Origin of the sequence: Micromonospora sp. 067-2, assembly GCF_046549295.1 — a bacterium.
Classification (GTDB): domain Bacteria; phylum Actinomycetota; class Actinomycetes; order Mycobacteriales; family Micromonosporaceae; genus Micromonospora.
The window spans coordinates 53,696-74,031 of record NZ_JAJPWB010000014.1 but is presented as its reverse complement, the minus strand read 5'-3'; the positions used below and the strand labels follow the sequence as shown (position 1 = coordinate 74,031).

The window sequence follows — 20,336 nt, the reverse complement described above, 5'->3', positions numbered from 1 at the left end:
TTGCCGGGCCTCACCCCGACCTGTCACCCGGCAGTAGGGACCTCGATCTGCTCCTCGCCGCGCTGAAAGCCCTTCAAGAGACGCCGGCGCCTGGCGAGATGTGGTTCACCCCAGCAGCCCGACTTCGGGTTCGCGCACCCGGCGATGGATGGCGAGACACGTATCCACTCCGAACTTAACCCGGCCAACTTGATCGTGACGCCACTCGGCCTACGGATCGTCGATTGGGCGTGGGCAACCAAGGCCGCCGCATGGGTCGAACTCGCGCTGCTCGTCCAGTGGCTGATCGGCAGCGGCCACAGCGCGGAACAGGCAGAAGAGTCAATAACCCAGCTTCCCGCATGGACGGCGACTGACCGTCAAGTCCTGGACCACTTCGCGTCGAAGAACGCAACAAAGTGGGCCGTCAAGTCCCGGCAGAGCGCCGAGCTCTGGGTACACGACCTCGCCTTGCGGACCGGCGAATAGGCCAACCATCGGACCTACGGCCGCCAGTCAACCCATGAGCCATAACCGGGCCACCCGCTCGCCACACGGCACCGGCAGCGGTCGGCCCAACTCGTCAACTAGCCAGCGGGCCCGCTCGGGACCGCACATCAGGTCACTCAACCGGACAGGTCCACGGCGGCCCAAACAGAGAACCAGCCGCGCTGCTCCCAATCTGCTCCCAATGTAAGCAGCACATACGGCGAAGCCCGTTACCGACTGATCTGGCAACGGGCTTTTGACCTGCACAAACTGAGAGTGGGCGATGCTGGTATCTAACCAGCGACCTCTTCGGTGTGAAAGAAGCGCTCGGGGCATGCGGAAGGGTCAGCAACTTGCCTCCCACCGGTACTTCCAGCAGAAGTTTGTGGATGCGGTCGAGCACGCGCATGATCGGCTGTAGCTGCTACAGGACGCGACCCAGGTTGGTCCTGACAATCCCTGTGCCAGCGCGCCGCGAGTACCTCGCCGCACTCGGCTATCCCACGGTCGCCGGTCAGTGCCTGTGAACTCATCGGCAGCTTCTGGGTCGCGACGGTCTCCTGGCTGACGGAACCGATCGGCGTAAGCGCCTCTGGGCCTCAAGGGCCGCAGTTCCTCATTCCATGGCATTACCGGTCGCGCGTGACGCTTTCCGCCGAGGACGAGTCGCTACCAGGCTGACCTGCAAGTGTGAGGTCGTGTAAGGCCGTGTGAGGTTCTGTCAGGCAGCTCGCCACTCCATCGCCGGCACACCGGTCGTAGCGTCGCAACACCGGCTAACGCCACGCGTCGGCGCCATTCTCATCGCCGGGTTGGACCACCGAACGGAGGCCAGGTACCCATGCGAATTGCCCGCATCCTCGCGATCGTCACGAGTGTCCTCTGTGCTGCCACCGTTGCGGTCATCCTCGACGCGACCGGCTCCTGGGAGCCGGCGCCACCCACATCGGATGATATCCGGCAGTGGATCGCCCAGCCTATGAGCACCCGCTTCGTCATTGTCCTCATCTGCGGCACCGGGGCGGCGCTGTGGCTGCTGCTGGCCACCACCGTACTCACCCACGCCTACGCCACACTGGCACGCCAGGCGCGATTGAGGGCCACGATTCGCCTTCCCGGCCCGATCGGCAGCCTCACGGCGGCGCTGCTGGGCGCGAGCGCCGTCACCACCGCCGCTGGCGCCACGGCCCACGCCACACCCGTCACCAGCAGCAGCGATCTGTCCGCCGCCGAACCGGTCACCGCCACGACCACGCCGCTGAACATCCACCACGCCCCCACGAGCCGGCAACCCGCTCACCGAACGTCATCCAGCCACACTGTTCAGCGCGGTGACACCTTATCCGGGATCGCTGAACAGCGGCTCGGCGACGACGATCGCTGGCCAGAAATCTTCGCCCTCAACCGCGGCACCCACTACGCCGGCGTCGGCGGCACTCTGCGCAACCCGAACCTGATCCGTCCTGGCTGGGTGTTGACCATGCCGGCCACCGTTGCACCACCCGAGAACACAGCGCCTAGCAACCCCACCACCCAGGTACCGCCAGAACGGCCGACCACGCCGCCGCCGACAAGCCCGGCGACAGCCGCGCCTACCGCCCCCGCGTCGTCGCCTTCCGCGTCGGCCATCGCCGGCGCCTCGACGAGCTCGCCGGCTCGCGGCGACGACGGGGTGTTCGTGCCGCCCTCCGCATCGGTCACAGCGTCGCCGACGCCGGCAGTCGACCCGGCAACGCCGACGACCGTACCGAGCCTCTCCGGCGGTCCGGCCAGCGCGACCACATCACCGTCCGGTATCGGCGACTGCACCGCTATGACCTCCCCACGGGGATGGGTGGCGATCGTCGGTGGCGCCATGGGCACCGGCCTGGCCGCCGCGCTGGTCTTCGCCGTGACGATGGTGTGGAGGCGCCGCCGTCACCGCTATCGACCCGCGCCCATCACGAGCCCGGTCGTGCGCGATCAGGACCTGGTGCCGCCCCTGGCTGCGCTGACCCGGCTACGCCAAGCCGTGCGCCGCGCCGCGCCGCACCTGCTCGCCCGCAACCCGGACCGTGGCCCGACCGTCCGCGAGCACGGCGCCGCAGAGGTGACGGCGTCGCCCCCGCCCCGCAACCCCCGTGGCGCCGACTTGGCCGGCGTCGGCGCACTGCCAGTCACCGCCGGGCTCGGCCTGCACGGACCCGCCGCCCTACACGCCGCCCGCGCCCTGCTCGTGGCCACCCTCACCTCCGGCGACGCCGACGACTCGGACGCGCAAGGCCGCGTCATCATCCCGGCTCCGACCCTGGCCACACTCCTCGGCGTGTCCGCGGTGGACCTCGCACCGATGCACCGTCTCACCATCGCCCCGACCTTCGCAGCGTCGCTCGCCCTGCTGGAGGAGGAGATCATCCGCCGCAGCCGGATCGTCGCTGACCAGGAAGCCACCACCGTTTATTCCTTGCGCGAGCAGCGCACCGCCGGTGACCCACTGCCGCACCTGCTGCTCATCGCTGATGTCCCCGACCAGACGTGGCACCCACGCCTGGACACCACCATCCGCCTCGGCAAGAACGTCGACATCGGCGCCGCCCTGATCGGTGCCTGGCCCGAAGGCACCACCCTGACCGTCGCCCCAGACGGCACCACCGGCGGCGACGGCGAGCGGGTCGCCGTGCTCGACATCGCCGCGACCACCGCCATCCTGACCATGCTCGCCGAAGCGCACGGTGACACCGAGCCCTCCGCCTCCCGGCCCGTGCCGGCCCAGACCCACCCGACGATCGCCCCACCAGTCTCGAGCGACCTGTCAGACAAGAGCGCGAGCACCGACCCCGCCGCACGTGGAGCCGACCCGCGATCCGCGTCCAGTACCCCGTCCGGCACTGCAGAGCCGACCCAGGGCACTGCCAGCCGACTGGTCCTCGGGCGGGTCCTCGGTGAGCCGGCGATCCTGGGCACTGACGGCAAGCCGGTACGCGGCCTGCGCGCCAAGAGCCCGGAGCTATTCGTCTACCTGGCCGTGCACCGCAGCGGCGCCGCCCTGGACGACATCATGGAAGCCATCTGGCCCGACGTGACCGTGTCCCGCGCAGCCGACCGCCTCTCCACCTGTGTGGCCAACCTCCGTACCGTCATCCGCTCCGTCGCCCAGACCACCACCGAGCCCACCACCACCGCACCAAGAATCGAACCGGTGATCAACACCGGCGGCCACTACCACCTCGACCCGATTTTGCTGCAGATCGACTGGTGGACCGTGCAGGACGCTTACGCCCGGGTCGCCGTCGCAGCCGACGACCCCGCTCGCCTCGCCCACCTGCGCACCGCGATCGCCGCCGCCAGCGGCGGTCTGGCCGACGGCAGCGATTACGAGTGGATCGATGCCGACCGCGAGCACGCCCGGCGCTGCCTCGTCAAGGTGTACGCCCAGGCCGCAGGCCTGCAGGCCGACGACGATCCCGCCGCCGCACTCACCCTCTACGACACCGCTCGCGCCCTCGACCCGCTCTCCGACGAGCTTATTCGCCGGGCGATGCGCACCGCGGCGCGGCTGCGCGACGCCGACGGTGTACGGCAACGGCTCACCGCCCTACGCCGCGAACTCGACGACGCCGGCATCGACGTCGACCCAGACACCGAGGAACTCGCCACCAGCCTGCTCCGCGACCTGGCGAACCCATGAGGATCCACCCCGACGGGACAGCCGCTTGGCCCGCACGCTCGCCATCGTCCACAAGGGCCAGCATGACTCTCAGATAGGTCGTCGCCGCCGCAAAGCCGCACCCATCACGCCCGACCGGCCCAGGCGTCAATGCTGGCCTTCAGCGTTCCCTACGCCGCGCACCGGCGACAGGCATCGCGCACGGACCCGCCATGATGGCCGGCGCGATAATCGCTCTCACCGGCGACGGCTCCCAACTGTCCCTCGCGCGCAGCGCCAGGCATCGCGACCCGTATTCGTTGTGTAGCTCAGGGTAATCGGCCTAAGTACAAAGAAGGTCCTGTCGCGCCTCGCAGGCGCGTCGCCAAACGAATGGCGGAGTTGTCCTCGACCAGTTCACCAACTGCGTCAGCGGGCAATGCGCCCGTCACCATGCCGCACAGGCGAGTTCAAGGTCAACGCACCTCGAACCATGCGAATCGAAGCGCGCTCCGGGCCGCCGGTCCGTGCCGTTTGAGATACTCGCCTATGCGCATTCTCAACCCTGTCCAGCAGGGCGCCCATCGCTGCCTTTGGGCATGCGGCGGCAAACCCCGTCGCCAGTGGACCGCCGGTGGCCGGCTTGTCAACAAGATCGCCGTTGACGAACTGAGCTGACACCTCCGACAGCAACCGATCCTCGGCTTCGGCGTCGATGCTTGTGGGCAGACCTTCACCGGTAATGATCTTGCGGTCGGCAGCACCATCGGCTCGCAGATGGAGAGCGGCAAGTCGGAGGTTCGGCGGCCGCGGCGTGGCGCCGATGCCCCGATTGACACGACCAATCCTTTTACGGGGCAGTCAGATCGATGCTGCGCACGGCGAAGAAGCCCACGGGATCCACCGCATTGGATTCGCTCGCGGGCTGACCGGAATGGGTTTCCAGATGTAGATGGGCCCCGGACGAGTGACCGCTGCTGCCGACCTGGCCGATAACCTGACCGACGGCGACCTGCTGGCCCACGTGGACTGACGGACGGCGGACCATATGGCAGTAGCGGGTGACGGTCGAGTCGGGATGCCGCAGTTCCACGTACCACCCGCAGCCCAGGACGTTGACCGGATGCCCGTCCACGTCGCAGGGGTAGGGACCGCCGTCACGCAGGTGGGCGTTGCAGAGAACCCGTATGACCAGACCGGAGGCGGCAGCGTGGATGGGGGTGCCCTTGGTCGCGGCGATGTCGACTCCGTCGTGGCCGGGCCGGCTGTCGGTTCGGAACCCGGACACGACCGTACCGTGCACCGGTTTCATCCAGCCGCCGACGCTGAGGCACTGCTCGCCGGGACCGCCCGAGGCGGCCGGTTGGCCGGAGACGAGGCCGACGAGGGTGATCGCATCGTCCTCCCACTGGGCGTAGGCGTCGGGGTAGGCCGAGCGTTGCACGGCCTGCGCGGCGACGGTCAGCGGCATCGACTGCCAGCCGGCGACGGTGACCAGGGTGCGGTAGAACGCCCCTGCGGCGTATTCGGCATCCACAATCTGCGCGGGTGTGCCCCAGCCGTGGCTCGGCCTCTGCTGGAACAGTCCGAGGGAGTCGTGGTCATTGTCCTCACCGAGGTGTCCAAGGTTGCGCAGACCGGATTCCTGCAGTGCGGTGGCCACGGCGATGACCTGACCGCGGACAGGAATGCCGTGCTGCACGCCGACGGTCACGGTGACCCGGGCGTAGTGCAGTTGTTCGGTGTCGTAGCGACCGGTGGTGCCGGTCGGAGTTGTCACGACCGAGCAGGCCGACGCTGCCCCGGTGAGGGCGAACAGTCCGGCAACGCACACAAACGCGACGGCGACGACGACGCCGACGATCAGGGCGAGGACGCGGCTGGTCACGGCAGCCACCGCAGGGTGTATGTGGCCATGGCAGTTTCCCTTCGGAGGTGTTTGCGGCGGCGTGCCGCGCCGGCGCCGGACGGTCCCGCATCGGCCTCGGGGGGGCGGGCCGGTGGCGGGCACGGGTGTGTCCGCCACCGGCGGCAACGGGCTTACGAGGCGGATGACGGTTGATGCGGGCCGTGGCCGTTACTGCCGGCCAGTTCGGCGACCCGGTCGATCAAGGTGAGCGGTGAGTCGAGCAGCCCGCTGGCTCCGGTACGGCGGATCCATTGGACCTGCCGCAGGGATATGCCGTGTCGCTGCGCGAATGCGGCGAGTGCGATGTCCGGGTCGGCTTTGAGTTCGGCCCAGAGCAGTCGCCACCGGTCGTAGGACGCCTGGTCTTGTGGCACTCGGCGCAGCACGTCGGCCGGCGGCATCGGTCCGGCAACCGCCGCGGTTTCTCGCTTGACGTCTGGGTGGGCCTCGCGGTCCGGCGGGGTCGGGGGCAGCAGGTCGGCCCCGATGACGTGGGCCCAGCCGGGTACGTCAGCCTGGGCGGTGAGTGCGGCGGCGACCGCGTCGAGGTCGAGGGTGGTCGCGGCGATGTCGGCCCGGACGGGGTCGTCGTGCCGGGACCGGATCAGCGTCTCCACGTGGGTGGCGAGCGCGGAGCGGCGCTTGTCGTCGCGCAGTTGCTGCCGGGCGGTGTCGAGGGATTGATGCAGTGGCAGCTGCTGGGCGAGGGCGAGCGAGCGGGCGCGGCGGGTCACTGCCGGCTCACGCCACCACTGGGCGAGGCCGTAGACCGGTGCGGTGTCGGCGATTTTCCCGCTGGCGCGCAGCGCGTCACGGCGTCGAGCCGCGCTGTGCATCAGCCAGATCGCGTAGGCGAAGACGCCGAGGCCGCCGAAGACGACAGCCAGGTAGGCCACGTCGGCGTGGCCGACGATGTTGGTGGTGACGCCGACGGTGACCGTCGCGGCGGACAGGATCCGCCATCCGTAGGCGGCCTCGCCGAGACGCTGCCGCCAGTCGGCGAAGGCAGCCGTGACAGCGCCGCCCAGGTCGATGACGATCGCGAACGGCGCGACGAACGCGGCGCGCCACCACCAGGGCAGGGTGTCGGGCCAGGGCGGGTTCTGCACGCCAACCCAGATCTGGCCGATGGTGGAGCCCAGTGCGGCGATGGCGTAGAAGATCCAGGCCGCGTGTTCGACCGCAGGGCGGCGTGAAGGCCGTGCCGGGTTGCCGTTCATCGGTGGCCCACCCGCCGGTGCCGGTGCAGGGTCATGGGTTTCTCCTTCTGCGCGCGAAGGGGCCCAGCGCCCCGGGGGGCGCTGGGCCACGTGGACGTCGGCTTTCCGCAGCGACGCGCACCACACGCGGTGTCGTCGTCGAGCGGGGTCGTGGGTCAAGCGGTGATGCGGAACCGGGCGGGTCGCTGCCGGGTGCGGGTCACCGTGCCGGCCGCAGTGAGAGCGATCAGGCTCCGGCGGATGGCGCCCTGGGAACGGTTGACCATCGTCGCCAGCTGAAATGGGCTGACGTCGACGTGCGACCAGGTGCACACGTGCACCCGCACCTGGGGCGGTACGGTGCCCATTGGTCAACGGTGACCTGTCGGTGCGTCTGCGGGCGCGGCGCTCAATCGGCCTGCCGCGGGTTGTTCACCATGTCCTTCCTCAATTCGTGGGGCGCGGTTACGGCGTGACGGCCGCACCGGCGAATGGCGATGTGCGGCCGTGAGTGCCTGCGCGAACAACGCGGGCCGGCGGATCACGGCGGCGACGGCCGAGGCGCTGTGACGTCGGGTCGAGCCGCAAGCCGCGGTGGCGCCGCACCGTCCAGGCGGTGGTCGCGAGCGGTCTCATCGCTGAGGTGTTGATGCTGGCGGTCAGTGCTCGGTGCGCCAGATCCAGTGCTCGCCGGTGCCGTTGTAGCCGCGGCGGAACCCTCGGCGAACCACTGCACCGGCCTCGTCGACGATTTGGACCTGCCAGTACACGCCGATTCCGCGCAGTTCTCGCGGGACGAACCGCTCGATCTCCGCGATGGTGCCGAAGCGGGTTCCCACGCCGGTCGGGACGGCAGCGTCGGTGTCGAGCGTCGGCCCGCCCAGCAGACACGTGTTGCCTCGGGTCGAGACGCACAGCAGACGCAGCATCACGCCTCCCCCCGTGTCGAGCCCGCTCGGTACCACTGGCGCGGTCGTGACCCGCAGTCGTCTTTGCCGGCGTGGATGGTGTGCACGTCGCCGGGGTCGACGGCGTCCCACCTCCAGCCGAAGCTGACCCGGTACTGGCCTTCGGAATCGGGAGCGATGACCTCGACGTGGGTGGGGTCGCTCTGCAGGACGCGGGTGTCGACGACGACCAGGTCACCCAGCCACGAGATCGAGGCGAGGTGCTGAAGGGCGTCGAGCCACGCGGCGTGGAGGTGGGCGCCACCGGTCACCGAGGCGGTGACCATCTGGAGCGTTGCGGTGTGCTGGCTGTCGATGATCGCGCCCATCACCTTCGGTGACACGGTGAACACCTGCCAGCCGTTCCACCGTGCGGCGGGGATACCGGCAAACCCTTCGCGGTAGCGGTGCTGGCATGACGGGTCCGGGTTGTCCAACCATTCGCCGCTGAACACGTGGGGCTGGCTCGTGCTCATCGGACCGCTGCCTCCGCCGACATCGGAAGCCGTGTCGCGGTCATCACCGCGCGGCCGGACCGTCACCTGCCGGTGCTGAGGTCGACGTGTTCGCCGTAGAGGCGGCCGCACGCGGTCCGGTCGCCGTCTGGGGCGCAGCGCAGCAGATCGAGGGTGGCGCAGCGGCTCTGATGGTGCTGCCGCATCGGGCGGCGTAAGTCGGTCATGACGAAATTCCATTTCTCGCGATCGATAATGGGTCCGGGCACGGCCTGCTGGCCGTGCCCGGACGGTGGTGCCGGTGGCCGGGCGACGGCCATGTGACAACAGGGTTGAGACGGCTGAGGCGAGCCCATCCGCCGTGGTGCCAGGCGCGGCGCTGACCGGCCATGCCGGTCAGGCGCGGGCCAGATTCACTGGTCGCGGTGGCCAACCTTCATTCGCCGCCGGCCCCAATCGGGGCGTCGGACGGGTGCGTCGAGGCCGGTCGGCGACCGGCCCTGCGACGCGGCGGCTCGGTCACCCTCGTGCTGGCGTCGTGCCGGGCAGTCAGCGATGCCACCGACTTAGTCCCGCGTTACCGAGGGGAGCGTTGCCGCCAACGCGGCGGTCTGGGATGCGGTTCGGAACATCGAGACGGCGTTCGCGGCGATGTCCGCTATACCGTCTGTGCGTTCCTGGGCCGTGAAGGGCAGCCGCGCGTGCGGGCCGACACGGAGTGCGGGCAGCTCGTAGTGTTTGCGGGCGACCACGGTCCCGTCAGCGGTCGTGTAGTCGTCGAAATCTCCCGGGCCGAGCCGGTCGATGGCGGTCTCCCGGTTGCCGGTGCAGACGACGACGAGGTCGTACGTGCGGCCGTTGATCAGTCCGGCGCCGGGCAGCGCGACGGGTTGTGCCCGGCGGGGCAGCACGGTGAGTCGTCGCAGCCCGAACCGGTCCTGCCGCAGGTAGCGGCCGATGGCCTGGTACCTGCCCCGAATGTCGGCTTGCCACTGGTCGCACGTCGTCGGTAGGTCCTCGGCGTACCAGTCGATGCGGTCCACCTGGTCCAGTGCGACCGCGGCCATGAATGGTTGCGGCGAGATGCCCAGGCACGATTCGACGGCGCACTTGGCGGAGTCGCCGCCGCCGATCACCGCGACACGTCGCGCACCGCGCAGCGGCCACATCCCGGCCATGCGCTGCATGAACTGCGCGAAGGTGAGAATCGTGGTGCCGTTGGCAATGTCCTGGTCGTTCGGGTCGCCCAGACCCCGGGCGTCGATGATCCGCCCGGCGAGCAGTGCCGCGTTGCCCTCGATCTGCATTTCGACCCCGGGGTAGCCCTGGCTGACGGACAGGACGGTGGCGTTGGGCACCACGTCGGCGAACTGCGCCAACGCGAGGCGGATCACGAATGCCATATCGATGTTCGTCTGGTACTCGGCCATGGACACGTTCGCTGCCTGGATCGGTGCGCCCGGCAGGTAATTCGGACTTGTTCCCTGATCCCCGGCCAGTCCGGCGCTGCCGGCACGGTTGCGGGAGTTGAGGTAGAACACGGGCCGCGTGGTCATCGCGAAGGTGCCGCCGACGCGGTCGGTCCGCTCCAGCACCAGCGGCTTCGGGTAGCCGCTGAGGACGCGGACCGCCGCGTAGGTCGCAGCGTGGAAGCCGCTGCCGATGATGACCTCACGATCGGTGCTGCCGGAGTTCAGCAGGTCTTGCTGGCGCTGCTCGTCCGACCAGTAGGCGTCCAGGACCTCATCGGCGTACGCGCGGCCGTCCGGGTCCAGGGCGACACCGGTGAGGCTCGCCTGCGTCGGGCTGCCGAACTCCTGCTCGCGTTGCATCATCGCCCGCATTCCCGCGGCGGTCGACTCCTTGAGGGCGACGGCGGTGAGCAGGGACGTGAGCTGCGTGGATGGCTCGAACATGGACATCCTTCCTCGGTCACCCGGGCAGCGCACCGGGCCGCGTACCCAGCCCGGCGACCCCGGGGTTACGGCACGCGACAGGCACGATCCCCGGAAGGGTTCACTGGGTGGACTGCTGGGATGGCGGTCGCCAGTCCAGATGGGGCAGATCGCCGACACGATCGGCGTGGCACTTCCGCACGCCGCCGCCCGGCCTGCGCGCGGCACCGGGAGGTGGCGCCCGTGGCGGGTCGACGCCCTGGTGCGGCGGCGTGGCGATCGGCGACGTGGCGGGCGCCGGCAGGTTCGGTCAGGCAGCCGGGTACCGACCCAACGCCCGTACTGCCGGTAGGCGCCGCCGGGAGGTGATGGCTGTCAGGCGGTGGCGAGGGCCCGGATGCGCAGCGGCGGAATCCGCTGCCACGACGCGGCGAGCGTGCCCGGCTGTGACGGATGATCGATGACGTCGTAGTCGCCGATCCAGACCACGTACCAGGGCTCCGCGGGCGCGGCCTGGCGGAGCAGCTGATCGGCGGCGAGTGGGATGCCCGCCAGGGCCGGGCGCTCGCCGGCCCGGTAGTGCTGGCGCCGGCCCACGAGCATCGGGCAGGCCCGGCATCTGTACGCCGCGCACGGCGGGCAGAGCGCCGGCTCCGCCGTGCACCCGTGGACGAGATCCGATTCCCGGGCGAACAGCACGGCCCGCTCGCCGAGGCGTCGACCGCAGACCTGGCATAGGCTGCGGGTCAGGCACCGGTACTGGGACAGGTCGCCGATCTTGCCGAACAGGTACGCCCCACTTGCCGTGGCTGGGGTGAACCACGGGACGACGAGACCGCCGGCGCGGGGCCGGTCGAGCAGCTGCGCCGGTATGTCAGGTGTCGCCGTCACCGGCGTCACCTCCTCGCGGCGCGGCCCCGGTTGGCCGGGCGAGGTCGGCCTCGATGTGGCCGGCACCGGCGACCGGTCGGACCCGGGCGTCGGTGCGGAGCAGGTGGTGGCAGCCGACCGAGAGCGCGGACGTGACCGGACCGGGCACGACCATGCCGACGCGGCCCAGGTCCAGGGCCTGCCGGACAACCTGCAGCGCCCGGCTGCGCCGCGACGCCTCCACCACGACCGTGCCCGCGCTCAGCGCCGCCAACAGCCTCTGCTGGGCCGCCGTCCGGTGCAGGTTCGGGTAGGCCCCCGGCGGTTGGACGCTCAGGAGCAGGCCGTCGCCGGCGAGGCGGTCGAACAGCGCTCCCTGCTGGTGAGGGTGAAGTTGGTCGAGGCCGCCGGGCAGGACCGCGACCGCGTTGCCGTCGAAAGCCACCGCGGCCCGAAGCACGGCGCCGTCGATGCCGAACCCGCCGGAGGACACCACCGTCCAGCCGTTGCCGGCGAGCCCGACGGCAATGTCGGCGGCCACGTGGTTGCCGTAGCTGCTGCTGGCCCGCGACCCGACGATGGTGACCGAGGCCGCCCGCTGGGGGATCGTTGCCGGCCCGCGCGCCCACAGGCACACTGGCTGTCCGCCGCCCGGGCCCCCTAGCCCTGTGGGCCAGTCGGGATCGGCGGGGATCACCACTCGACTGCCGCCTCGCTGGGCTTCCTCCACGGCGGTGGCCGCCTCGCCCCACAACCGGGACGCCGGCAGGTGCCGGATCTCCGACCGGCGAACGAGCGGCACGCCTCGTCGGGACAGCATGTCGACCGCGTCGATCGGGGTGTGCTGCGCCAGCAGCTGCCGCAGCTGGGCATCACCGGGCTCACACAGCCAGCCGAGCGTGGCCCGCGCGAACCGTTCATCGGCGTAGGTGTCCATCACGCGGCCTCCCGCCCGACCGGCGAGGAGCCAGCCCGCTCGACCGCGCCCGGATGCGGTTCGTCGGGTCTGGCCTGTGTCGGGTCGGTCCCGTCGATGCGGTCGGCTGGAGTGAGGTCGGCCAGGATCTGCTTGGCCACCCGCAGCACCGCTTCGGCGCACTCCTTGACCAGGTCCATGTCACCGCCCGCCCAGCCGAACACGTAGGCGTCGGAGTAGGGCGCGGTGTCCATGCCCAGCGCCCGCAACACGATGTGCGCGACGCTCTCGGCCTCGGTCTCGTTCCGGCCCTGGTGTGCGGTGGCGCCACCAGCGGCGGTGTCGAGGTGCCCGCAGCGGATGTGCGCGAACTCGTGCAGGATGGTTTTGGTCCGCTGCGCCGGGTCGACGTCGTCGCGGACCTGCACGATCTGGACTCCTGGGCCGCGGACCGTGACACCGTTCGCGCCGCCCAGGTATCCGGTGTGCGGTGCGACAAGCTCATAGCCGTAGCCCTCGTCGGTCACGAGCGTGACCAGGTCGTCGAAGACACCGGTCGGGTCGTCGCCGACGAGCAGCCGCGGGTGGTGCTCGCGGTGGTGGATTCGTCTGCGGACCAGCACGGTCGGCGGATCGAACGGCTTACCCTCGGTCTGCGACATCTCGAAGGTGTTGGCTAGGCCGAAGCCGACCACCTGGACAGCCGGGCGCCCGGACGGTTCCCGCTTGACCGTGTGTCCGGCGGCCTCGGACTCGGCGGCCTGTTTCTCGGTCGGCCGTCGCTTGATCGGTGCCCAGATCTTGAACGCGGTCTCGTCGACGCGCACGTACCGCTGGTGTGCCTTCCAGCCGGTCGAACCGTCCTTTTTTCCGTATGGCAGGAAGTAGCGTGGCGTGATGCCGCGCTCTTCTGCCTGGACCAGAAGCAGGATCTGGTTGCCGAGGCTGTAGCGGGCGCCGAACGTAGCGACGTGGTCGATGAACTCGATCCACTGCGCCGGATCGGCCGCCATCCGGGCCAGCCGGGCGTCGAAGTCGGCTTTGATCTTCGCCAGCAACTCCGCCCGGTCGCCGTCACCGCGGCCGGACTGCTCAGCCTTCCTACTGTTGGTGGCCCGGCGCTTGCTGGCGCCGGAGGTGTTCATGGCCCTGGCCTTCGTGGCCATGGGATTGTGCGTGGCCATCAGTGTGGCCCTCCTGTCCCCGCCTCGTGGCGGCGGGCAGGTTGGGACCCACCTGCGGCCCCAACCTGCCCGTAGGCATGAGGTGAGGCCGCCGCCCCATCGCTAGGGCGAGCGAACCGATGCAACGAGGTATCGAGATCAGTGGGTAATTTCGGTGTGGCGGTCCGAGCCCACCTGGACGATGTCCGGACCCTGCGGCGCTTTGTGCCGCCGTGAGTCGCTCGGCGTGCCGCCGGTAGTACGCCTCACGGCGGTCGCGTCGTAGACGTCGCCGACCTGCCGTGTCCGTAGAAGACGAGGGCGGCGACCGCCGGCACCTGCTCGTGGCCGTCGGTGACGCCGCCGGAGGGTGGCGCGCGGGCGGGTGGCTGGTGTTTCACGAGCCTGCCGTGTCCTGATAGACCAGGTGAGCGATCACGCCCGTGGCGGCGACCCGGTCGGCGGCGCTCCACTCGGCGGGCAGGGTGACCGTGAGGGTGTCGCCCCGCAGGATGGCGTCGCCGCAGCCGCGGCCGGCCGCGTCGACCAGCATGATCCTGGTCAGCCCGCGCGCCGGCCGGTCCGCCCACACCCTGACCCGCTGCGCACCGACGGGCAGGTCGGCCAGCGGGACAGGCTGATCGGTAAAAGGCGGTAGCGTCGGCCCGGTAAGAGCGGCGAGGTGAGGTTCGGTCATCGGGCGATCACCACCTCGTCGTCGAGGATGGCGAACCACGGGATGGCCGTCGCCCGGCGCAGCAGGGTAAGCCAGCCGTCGATGACAGCGATCGGGCCGTCGGGGTCCGGCAGCGGATGCCTTCGGACGAAGTCCGTGTCGTCCTCGGCCAGGCCACCTGCCTCGGCGAGGGTGGTCGCGAAGATCCGGATGGCTTCGCGTGTGACCGCGTCGGCACTGCGGCCGACGATGAGGATCGGCGCGTCGTCCCAGTCGATCAGCCCGTACACATCCCCACCGGACGGCCCGGTCGTGGGCCGCTTCCCCACCCGGCAGATGATCAACCTGCGGGTCTTCATCACGCCTCCAGGCTGTCGGCGCGTGAGGCAGGTGGGCCGTCGTGGGCCCGCATCGTGACCGGGTCGAATACGGCGGTGTGTCCGCGGCCAGTCCTCTTCGCCGCGCGCATCGCGCGGTCGGCGCGAATGAGTGCCAGCCGCTGGTCGGCGTCCGCGTGGGTTGCGAAAGAGGCGACCCCGGCGCAGGCGGTGACCGTGACGGTGATCGGGTGCCGGGTGATATGAATGTCGGTCGGCTCGGCGATCGCAGCGACCAGACGTGTGGCGTGGCCGGCGGCGTCGGCGGGGTTGTCGAGGACGACGGCGAACTCGTCGCGGCGCATCCGGAATACCGATCCGCCGGCGGCGGACGCGACGTGCTGCAGGCGACCGGCGGCGAGGGCGAGCAGTTGGTCGAGCGCGCGGTTGCCGAGGCGCCCGACGAACGTCAGCGTACCGTCGAAGTTGATCAGGATCACGGCGACGGGGCGGCTCCGCGCGACGGCGGCGGCCAGCGCCGCATGGAAGCCGGTGCGGTTGCCCAGGCCGGTCAGGTCGTCGCGGAGGGCGGCGTGCGCGGCGGCGGTTGCCGCCGCGCGGTAGCGGCCGGCGGTGCGGCGCCGCGCCAGGTAGTAGGTGATGGCGGCGGTGATCGCCATCGCCGCGAGGACTGCGGTGATCTGCGTGGGGGTGGACACTGGTGCCCACACCTCCAATCCCAGGGGTTGGGGAGGTGTGGAGGGCAGCCGGGTGCCACCGGCTGCCCTCACCTCAAGCGGTGCGCGAACCCCGTGCGCGGGGTCGCTGGGGATGCCGGCGGCGCCCTGCGCAGGCACCGGACGGGGGTGCTAGTCGGTGGTGGTGCCGGTGGCGGCGGCCCGCCAGACGTGCGGCGGCACGCCGGCCTGCAGGGCGTGGCCGAGCAGGTGCGCCAGCCGGTAGTCCGGGTCGGCGTTCAGGGCCCTCTCGACGGCGATGTTGGCCAGCGCGCCGTCGCCGCCGAGGTAGGCGGTGACGGCGAGCAGGCAGGCCGGGGCGGCGCTCAGTTCCGGGACCGCGCGCCGGGTCACGTCAATCCACAGCCGTCGCTGCTCGTCGCTGCCATCGCCAGTCGTCCAGGCGTGGTCGCGGACCTCGGGGACCATCAGCACGGCAGTCAGCCACGCCACGTCGTCGTCGGACAGGACGTCGCCGCGGACGGCGCACGCGTAGGCCCGCCGCACCGCCGTGACACCGTGGTGCACGACCTTCTCGGGTGGGGACGACTGCTGATGCCCGCCAGAGGCGGTGCCGGCTCGCCCATCGGCCAGCATGCCGACGAGCCGGCGCAGCGCAGTCTCGGTCACGGCGCGCATTCGCACGCGATCAGGCCCGGTCACCGGGGTGATCAGCTGCCGCAGCGCGGGCCGATCCGGCAGCGGTGCGATACCGAGGTAGACCGCCTCCGCCGGGACGATGCTGGCGGACGGGTGGTACGCCACGGCGTCGGCGCAGTCCGGGGCACCGCACAGGCACCAGTAGCGGTCGCCGTCAACGCGCAGCACCTCGCGCACGTCGATGTCGATGGCGTGCAGCGCGGTGGTGAGCACGGCAGTGGCTTGTGAGACGTGATCGGCCGGGCCGTAGCCGACGAGGATCACCGCCGATGCGTACCGCGACATCAGGACGGCGGTCTGCGCAGCCGGTTCGGCGAAGTCGTCGAGCGCGGACGACTGCGGCAGCTCAAGGCGGGCAACGAACCGGATCAGCTTGTCGTCCAGAGCGATGCAGACCAGGCTGTTGGCCGGGTGGAAGCCGAGGAGGTAGGGCACCGCGACGACGATGTCGTGGCGGCTGGTGAGCCGAAGCGTGCGGGGTGCGACCACGGGTGGGTCCTCCTTCAGAGGCAATGGGAATGGGCGGCGACCCGAGGCCGCCGGCTCGGGCAATCAGCGGCAGTGGGCGAGAGCGGCCAGCACCGCGTCGACCTGGTCGGCGGTGAGGCTGCGGACGGTGCCGTCCCCACGGCCGGTGACGGCGATCGGTCCGACCAGCGGCAGCCGCGCGCCGCCGAGACGGGCGACGAGCAGACCCGCGACGGAATTGGGACGGCGGCCTTGCGCAGGGCCGTCCTCGTCGCACCAGGCAGCCAGGTTCGCAGCGCCGACCCGAATCGGCTCGAGCCACCCGCCGACCGCGCGACGCAGCAGGTCGTCGACGGAGCCGGCGCGCTGCCGGGTGTGGTGTTGATGGCCGGTGCCATCCTCGGCGACCACGATGAACGTGAAAGCGGTATGGACCATGCGGGGACTCCCCTCGAAGGTGGAGTCGCCGGGCATAACCGTCTGGCCATGCCCGGCAACACGTGATGGCCGGGCATCGGCCAGGAAAGGTGCGCCCCCGTTGAGCCCGCACGCGGCGAGGCTCCACGCGGCGCAGGTGCAGCGGTGGTGGTTACGCTTCGAACACGGACTCGCCTTGCACGGTGACCCGCATCGGTACGGTGCTGTCGGGCCGGCGCAGCCACCCGGCCGCGTCGTCCAGGTGCGCCGACAGCTGCAGCACGCCACCGCCGTCGACGTAGGCGAAGACCCATACCCCCGCGACGTGGATCGCCGGGTGCGGCGCGTCGAAGCTCGCCGCGACGAGGCGGGCGTCGAGGTTCGCGGCGATCGCGACCACCGGCGTCGACTGGTGGATCTCGTGGAATCGTGCGGCTCGGCGCCGCCAACCGTCCGGGTGGTTGCCCGGCGGCGCGGTGCCGCCGTGCCGGTCGGCCCACCGCTGGGCGCGGTCGGCCATCAGCTCGCACAACCGAGCCGCCTCCCCGTAAAGGGTGGCGTGGGTCAGCTCGGCCACCAGCCGCGGCTGCGGCTGGCCCGTCGGCCCGCGCAGCTGGTGCACGCGCAGCCATACCGCGTGCGAGTCCTCGTGCAGCACCAGCTGGTAGCGGTAGTCGAGGTCACCGATGTAAGTGTCGTCGGCGGGAGCGGTGCCGGTGACCTCCAACCGCGGCAGCGTGCCGGGGAAGGTGTCGGCGTGGGCGAGCCAGTTGTCCACGGTCAGCGGTCGCTGGTGCCGGTCGGCCCAGGCGACGAAGTCGGCCAAGTGCGGGATCTGGTACTCGGGGCTGCCCCAGCCGGCCCAGAACGAGCGGCTGTCCCCGTGCTGGTCGGTGATGGTGACCACCGCGCGGTTACCCATCGGGCGTTCCTCCTTCACGACGTGGTGCCAGGTACGGACAGCGGGATGCCGTGGACGCTGACCGTCGGGGTCGGGTCGGTCAGGCGCAGGACCGCTGTCGGCGATACGACGGCGTGGGCGCCGTCGGCGTGGGAGATGACCCACCAGCGGTCACGCCTGGGCCATACGGCGGCGACGGTGCGGGTGGTCCCGTCGAAGGCGAGCACGTCGTCGCCGGCGCGCAGCTCACGCACGGGGCGCAGGCACACGCCGTCGGCGGGCCGCACCGCCCAGGGCGCGACTAGCTCGGCGCGCCGGCTCCCGGGCGGCGGGGAGATGCGGTAGTCGACGCCGACACGCGCGAGCGTGAGGGAGGTGACGGTGGCCGGTAGCCAGGCGGCGCGCGCGTTGACGTGCACGGCCTGCCCCACATGCAGCATTGCGGTGGGGAGGAAGGAAGAGGTGAACAGATCGGTCATGCCAGGCTCCTGTATCGAGGGATGAGGAACCCCGGGTACAGCGGCGTCGCCGTGCCCGGGGCGTGGGGTAACACGCGGTCAGGCCGGACAGCGGCCGGTGAATCGGACAGGGGGCGTCGCGCCGGTGGCGCCGGGCCGCGCGTGACGCGGCACCAGAAGGCGGCGGCCCACTCGGCGGAAGGCAGCTCCGCGGCATCGGTGAGTGCCGCGCCGACGATGGCTGCCGAAGCCGGGTCAGCTGGCCTGCCCCCGGACGGCGAATCGCTCGTCGAGGGCGGCCGGGGTGTAGCAGAAGCAGTCCTGCGGCAGGTCGCCGCAGTCGAGACAGCAGCCGCAATACCGGCAGGCCGGCTCGTCCAGGTCCGCGACCGCGCCGCAAGCCACGCACCGGTCGCACGCGTCGATCGCCCTACACGAGCGCGACCAGCCGTCGTCGCCGCCGAGCCAGGCGGGTTCGAACGGCAGATAGCTGTCGTTGGAGTACCAGATGCCGCCGTCCCAGATGCCCGACTCCTCGTTAAGCAGGTAGGCGCGCTGCTTGAAACGGCGATCGACGCTCAGCACGACCATCTTGTTGTCCACGGTCATCCACCGCTCGCACCGCAGACGGTTACGGCGCAGATGCAGCGACCCGAACCGGGGCAGGAAGTCCTCCACCGCGATCCGGGTGTCCGAGCGGGTGTCGCCCCGGCCCGGTTGGACGTGACGTGGCAGCACCCCGTTGTGCGCCAGCACGGTGCGCCGATCTCCCCCGACCGGGAACGGATGACAGTTGTCCAGGCTGGTGGCGCCGTGGGTGGTGAGCCGGGAATGGAACAGGGCGGGCCCGTGCGGGTGCTCACGGCGCGCCGCCGCGAAGGCGTCGATCATCGCCGGCCCGTCCATGCCGCGCCGGACGAGGATTGCGGTGCCAGCGACGACAGCGAAGCCATGGCCGTTGGCGTTGGCGTCGGCGCCATGCAGCAGGGCGGTCAGGTCCGGCATGACCGTGGCGGGCAAGAAAGTCAGCAGGCACATGTCAGGACCTCCAACTGCCCGGTCAGCGGCGCGTACGCGGGCCGCTCGGCGATCCACCGCACGAACGCCGGCCAGCTCCAGCCGCCGTCGCGGGTGATCTGCCGGACAGTCAGCTGCGCGGTGTACTCCACCGACGCGGCGGCGAACCCGAGCGCGGCCTTGACCTGCCGCGGGTCGAGGGAACTGGCGAAGATCCGCAGCTCGAACGTGTCGGTGTTACCGGTGTTGATCGCCCGGTACCGGTGACTGCGCGCGCCTTTGGCGTAGTCCTTCACCGCGCGGCGGTCGTCGCTGGTGAACGCCGCCCACTGCGGGGACGACCGGCGCGCCAGCACAGTGACCTGCCGTTCGTTGCGGTAGATGAACTTCATCCACCGGTAGACGTGACTCGGCGAGGCAAACGCAGCCCGAGAGACGTGCACGTGCATGCCGGTCCGCCCGGTGGCCTCGCAACCCCGCTCGCGAAGGTCGTCGAGCATCCGCCACGGAAAATGCTCCAGCGCCCACAAATACGACATCGGGTGGGCCACGATCTCGAAACCGCCGCCGATGGAGGTGTCGTTCTTCAGGTAACCCAGATCGCCGAGATGCGCGGCGGCGACCTCGGCGCACTCCCAGTCCCGGTCCGGCGGCGTGTCGATCTCGATCTCGGGACCGAGGTACAGCGGCCCGACGCCGTGGAAGATCGGGGACGGCTTGTAGTCGTAGTCCCAGACCAGCCCGCCACGGTCATCGTCGTCATCGCTGTCGTCCCGACAGGACGAGCAGTTGCAGTCGTCGCTGCAGCAGCCGTTTCCGCAGTCGGCGCCGTCGCGGTTCCAGCCGTCGCATCGGTCGCACTGCCAATAGCACTCGTCCAGACATCGGTCACAGATGACGGATCCGCGGACGGTGTCGGTTGTCTCGTCCTCGGCAACCACGGCGTCGCAGCGGCGGCAGGTGACGCAGTCGTCACACGGTGACCCGTCGACGGTTTCGCTGCCGCAGCCGCGGCAGCGGGCGATCACCGGCGCGGCAACGATGCCGCCGGTGTCGAGAACGTCGTTGCTGCGCCCTGCCGCGTAAGTCGCGGATGGCATGTGATGCACCTCCTTGATGCACGGCGGCAGGAGGCGCGAACCGACCCTGGCCCGCACCTCCTGTCAGCCGAATCGGCGATGAAGGGAAGGGCCCAGGTGCGGGCGATACGGCCGTGCCCGCAACAGGCACGGGGTTAT

The 20,336-nt window shown here is 70.6% G+C and carries 21 protein-coding genes; 2 read left to right on the top strand and 19 right to left on the bottom strand.

The window, feature by feature from the left end:
- Positions 1-144 precede the first annotated feature (144 nt).
- Positions 145-468 carry a hypothetical protein gene (locus ACLJN9_RS29130; protein ID WP_410814865.1) on the top strand — a complete coding sequence of 108 codons (324 nt, stop codon included), beginning with the start codon at positions 145-147 and terminating at the stop codon, positions 466-468.
- A gap of 841 nt (positions 469-1,309) precedes the next feature.
- Positions 1,310-4,135 (top strand): LysM peptidoglycan-binding domain-containing protein, encoded by a 2,826-nt coding sequence (locus ACLJN9_RS29125; protein WP_410814864.1) that lies wholly within the window; start codon positions 1,310-1,312, stop codon positions 4,133-4,135.
- 808 nt (positions 4,136-4,943) lie between these two features.
- On the opposite strand, the gene ACLJN9_RS29120 is transcribed toward ACLJN9_RS29125, so the two are convergent.
- From ACLJN9_RS29120 to ACLJN9_RS29030, 19 genes are all read right to left on the bottom strand, one after another.
- Entirely contained in the window at positions 4,944-5,981 is a 1,038-nt protein-coding gene (locus tag ACLJN9_RS29120; RefSeq protein ID WP_410814988.1) for a M23 family metallopeptidase, read from the bottom strand.
- Between the two features lie 152 nt (positions 5,982-6,133).
- On the bottom strand, positions 6,134-7,222 hold the full coding sequence (locus tag ACLJN9_RS29115) for a hypothetical protein (RefSeq protein WP_410814863.1): 1,089 nt from the start codon (positions 7,220-7,222) through the stop codon (positions 6,134-6,136).
- Positions 7,223-7,377: 155 nt separating this feature from the next.
- Positions 7,378-7,569 carry a hypothetical protein gene (locus ACLJN9_RS29110; protein WP_410814862.1) on the bottom strand — a complete coding sequence of 64 codons (192 nt, stop codon included), beginning with the start codon at positions 7,567-7,569 and terminating at the stop codon, positions 7,378-7,380.
- Positions 7,570-7,860: 291 nt separating this feature from the next.
- A complete protein-coding gene (locus ACLJN9_RS29105; RefSeq protein WP_410814860.1) occupies positions 7,861-8,130 on the bottom strand; it encodes a hypothetical protein in 270 nt (89 codons plus the stop codon).
- Positions 8,130-8,624 (bottom strand): hypothetical protein, encoded by a 495-nt coding sequence (locus tag ACLJN9_RS29100; protein WP_410814859.1) that lies wholly within the window; start codon positions 8,622-8,624, stop codon positions 8,130-8,132. Before ACLJN9_RS29100 ends, ACLJN9_RS29105 begins: the two co-directional genes overlap by 1 nt.
- 62 nt (positions 8,625-8,686) lie before the next feature.
- Positions 8,687-8,830 carry a hypothetical protein gene (locus ACLJN9_RS29095; RefSeq protein ID WP_410814858.1) on the bottom strand — a complete coding sequence of 48 codons (144 nt, stop codon included), beginning with the start codon at positions 8,828-8,830 and terminating at the stop codon, positions 8,687-8,689.
- Positions 8,831-9,169: 339 nt separating this feature from the next.
- The gene (locus tag ACLJN9_RS29090) at positions 9,170-10,519 is read right to left on the bottom strand and encodes a hypothetical protein (RefSeq protein ID WP_410814857.1); all 1,350 of its coding nucleotides are present in this window, start codon (positions 10,517-10,519) and stop codon (positions 9,170-9,172) included.
- A 354-nt stretch (positions 10,520-10,873) separates the two neighbouring features.
- Entirely contained in the window at positions 10,874-11,389 is a 516-nt protein-coding gene (locus ACLJN9_RS29085) for a hypothetical protein (RefSeq protein WP_410814856.1), read from the bottom strand.
- Complete coding sequence (locus tag ACLJN9_RS29080) at positions 11,373-12,305, bottom strand: DNA-processing protein DprA (RefSeq protein ID WP_410814855.1); 933 nt, start codon at positions 12,303-12,305, stop codon at positions 11,373-11,375. Before ACLJN9_RS29080 ends, ACLJN9_RS29085 begins: the two co-directional genes overlap by 17 nt.
- Positions 12,305-13,468, bottom strand: a complete 1,164-nt coding sequence (locus ACLJN9_RS29075) for a hypothetical protein (protein ID WP_410814854.1) — start codon at positions 13,466-13,468, stop codon at positions 12,305-12,307. The genes ACLJN9_RS29080 and ACLJN9_RS29075 overlap by 1 nt, the downstream gene beginning before the upstream one ends.
- A gap of 376 nt (positions 13,469-13,844) precedes the next feature.
- A complete protein-coding gene (locus ACLJN9_RS29070; protein ID WP_410814853.1) occupies positions 13,845-14,144 on the bottom strand; it encodes a hypothetical protein in 300 nt (99 codons plus the stop codon).
- Positions 14,141-14,485, bottom strand: a complete 345-nt coding sequence (locus ACLJN9_RS29065) for a hypothetical protein (RefSeq protein WP_410814852.1) — start codon at positions 14,483-14,485, stop codon at positions 14,141-14,143. Before ACLJN9_RS29065 ends, ACLJN9_RS29070 begins: the two co-directional genes overlap by 4 nt.
- A complete protein-coding gene (locus ACLJN9_RS29060) occupies positions 14,482-15,120 on the bottom strand; it encodes a diguanylate cyclase domain-containing protein (RefSeq protein WP_410814851.1) in 639 nt (212 codons plus the stop codon). The genes ACLJN9_RS29065 and ACLJN9_RS29060 overlap by 4 nt, the downstream gene beginning before the upstream one ends.
- A 189-nt stretch (positions 15,121-15,309) precedes the next feature.
- Complete coding sequence (locus ACLJN9_RS29055; protein ID WP_410814850.1) at positions 15,310-16,326, bottom strand: DUF4192 domain-containing protein; 1,017 nt, start codon at positions 16,324-16,326, stop codon at positions 15,310-15,312.
- A 63-nt stretch (positions 16,327-16,389) separates the two neighbouring features.
- The gene (locus ACLJN9_RS29050; protein WP_410814849.1) at positions 16,390-16,743 is read right to left on the bottom strand and encodes a DUF3846 domain-containing protein; all 354 of its coding nucleotides are present in this window, start codon (positions 16,741-16,743) and stop codon (positions 16,390-16,392) included.
- Between the two features lie 151 nt (positions 16,744-16,894).
- A complete protein-coding gene (locus ACLJN9_RS29045; protein WP_410814847.1) occupies positions 16,895-17,644 on the bottom strand; it encodes a hypothetical protein in 750 nt (249 codons plus the stop codon).
- A gap of 14 nt (positions 17,645-17,658) precedes the next feature.
- Positions 17,659-18,102, bottom strand: coding sequence for a hypothetical protein (locus tag ACLJN9_RS29040; protein ID WP_410814846.1), 444 nt, complete (start codon positions 18,100-18,102; stop codon positions 17,659-17,661).
- Between the two features lie 234 nt (positions 18,103-18,336).
- On the bottom strand, positions 18,337-19,119 hold the full coding sequence (locus ACLJN9_RS29035; RefSeq protein ID WP_410814845.1) for a hypothetical protein: 783 nt from the start codon (positions 19,117-19,119) through the stop codon (positions 18,337-18,339).
- Positions 19,107-20,198, bottom strand: coding sequence for a hypothetical protein (locus ACLJN9_RS29030; protein ID WP_410814844.1), 1,092 nt, complete (start codon positions 20,196-20,198; stop codon positions 19,107-19,109). Before ACLJN9_RS29030 ends, ACLJN9_RS29035 begins: the two co-directional genes overlap by 13 nt.
- Positions 20,199-20,336 lie beyond the last annotated feature (138 nt).

What these genes read in the sequence shown, in the direction of transcription:
- ACLJN9_RS29130 (WP_410814865.1), top strand. Translation starts at nt 145, where the DNA reads ATGGATGGCGAGACACGTATCCACTCCGAACTTAACCCGGCCAACTTG.
- ACLJN9_RS29125 (WP_410814864.1), top strand. Translation starts at nt 1,310, where the DNA reads ATGCGAATTGCCCGCATCCTCGCGATCGTCACGAGTGTCCTCTGTGCT.
- ACLJN9_RS29115 (WP_410814863.1), bottom strand. Translation starts at nt 7,222, where the DNA reads ATGAACGGCAACCCGGCACGGCCTTCACGCCGCCCTGCGGTCGAACAC.
- ACLJN9_RS29110 (WP_410814862.1), bottom strand. Translation starts at nt 7,569, where the DNA reads ATGGGCACCGTACCGCCCCAGGTGCGGGTGCACGTGTGCACCTGGTCG.
- ACLJN9_RS29105 (WP_410814860.1), bottom strand. Translation starts at nt 8,130, where the DNA reads ATGCTGCGTCTGCTGTGCGTCTCGACCCGAGGCAACACGTGTCTGCTG.
- ACLJN9_RS29100 (WP_410814859.1), bottom strand. Translation starts at nt 8,624, where the DNA reads ATGAGCACGAGCCAGCCCCACGTGTTCAGCGGCGAATGGTTGGACAAC.
- ACLJN9_RS29095 (WP_410814858.1), bottom strand. Translation starts at nt 8,830, where the DNA reads ATGACCGACTTACGCCGCCCGATGCGGCAGCACCATCAGAGCCGCTGC.
- ACLJN9_RS29090 (WP_410814857.1), bottom strand. Translation starts at nt 10,519, where the DNA reads ATGTTCGAGCCATCCACGCAGCTCACGTCCCTGCTCACCGCCGTCGCC.
- ACLJN9_RS29080 (WP_410814855.1), bottom strand. Translation starts at nt 12,305, where the DNA reads ATGGACACCTACGCCGATGAACGGTTCGCGCGGGCCACGCTCGGCTGG.
- ACLJN9_RS29075 (WP_410814854.1), bottom strand. Translation starts at nt 13,468, where the DNA reads ATGGCCACGCACAATCCCATGGCCACGAAGGCCAGGGCCATGAACACC.
- ACLJN9_RS29070 (WP_410814853.1), bottom strand. Translation starts at nt 14,144, where the DNA reads ATGACCGAACCTCACCTCGCCGCTCTTACCGGGCCGACGCTACCGCCT.
- ACLJN9_RS29060 (WP_410814851.1), bottom strand. Translation starts at nt 15,120, where the DNA reads ATGGCGATCACCGCCGCCATCACCTACTACCTGGCGCGGCGCCGCACC.
- ACLJN9_RS29050 (WP_410814849.1), bottom strand. Translation starts at nt 16,743, where the DNA reads ATGGTCCATACCGCTTTCACGTTCATCGTGGTCGCCGAGGATGGCACC.
- ACLJN9_RS29045 (WP_410814847.1), bottom strand. Translation starts at nt 17,644, where the DNA reads ATGGGTAACCGCGCGGTGGTCACCATCACCGACCAGCACGGGGACAGC.
- ACLJN9_RS29040 (WP_410814846.1), bottom strand. Translation starts at nt 18,102, where the DNA reads ATGACCGATCTGTTCACCTCTTCCTTCCTCCCCACCGCAATGCTGCAT.
- ACLJN9_RS29035 (WP_410814845.1), bottom strand. Translation starts at nt 19,119, where the DNA reads ATGTGCCTGCTGACTTTCTTGCCCGCCACGGTCATGCCGGACCTGACC.
- ACLJN9_RS29030 (WP_410814844.1), bottom strand. Translation starts at nt 20,198, where the DNA reads ATGCCATCCGCGACTTACGCGGCAGGGCGCAGCAACGACGTTCTCGAC.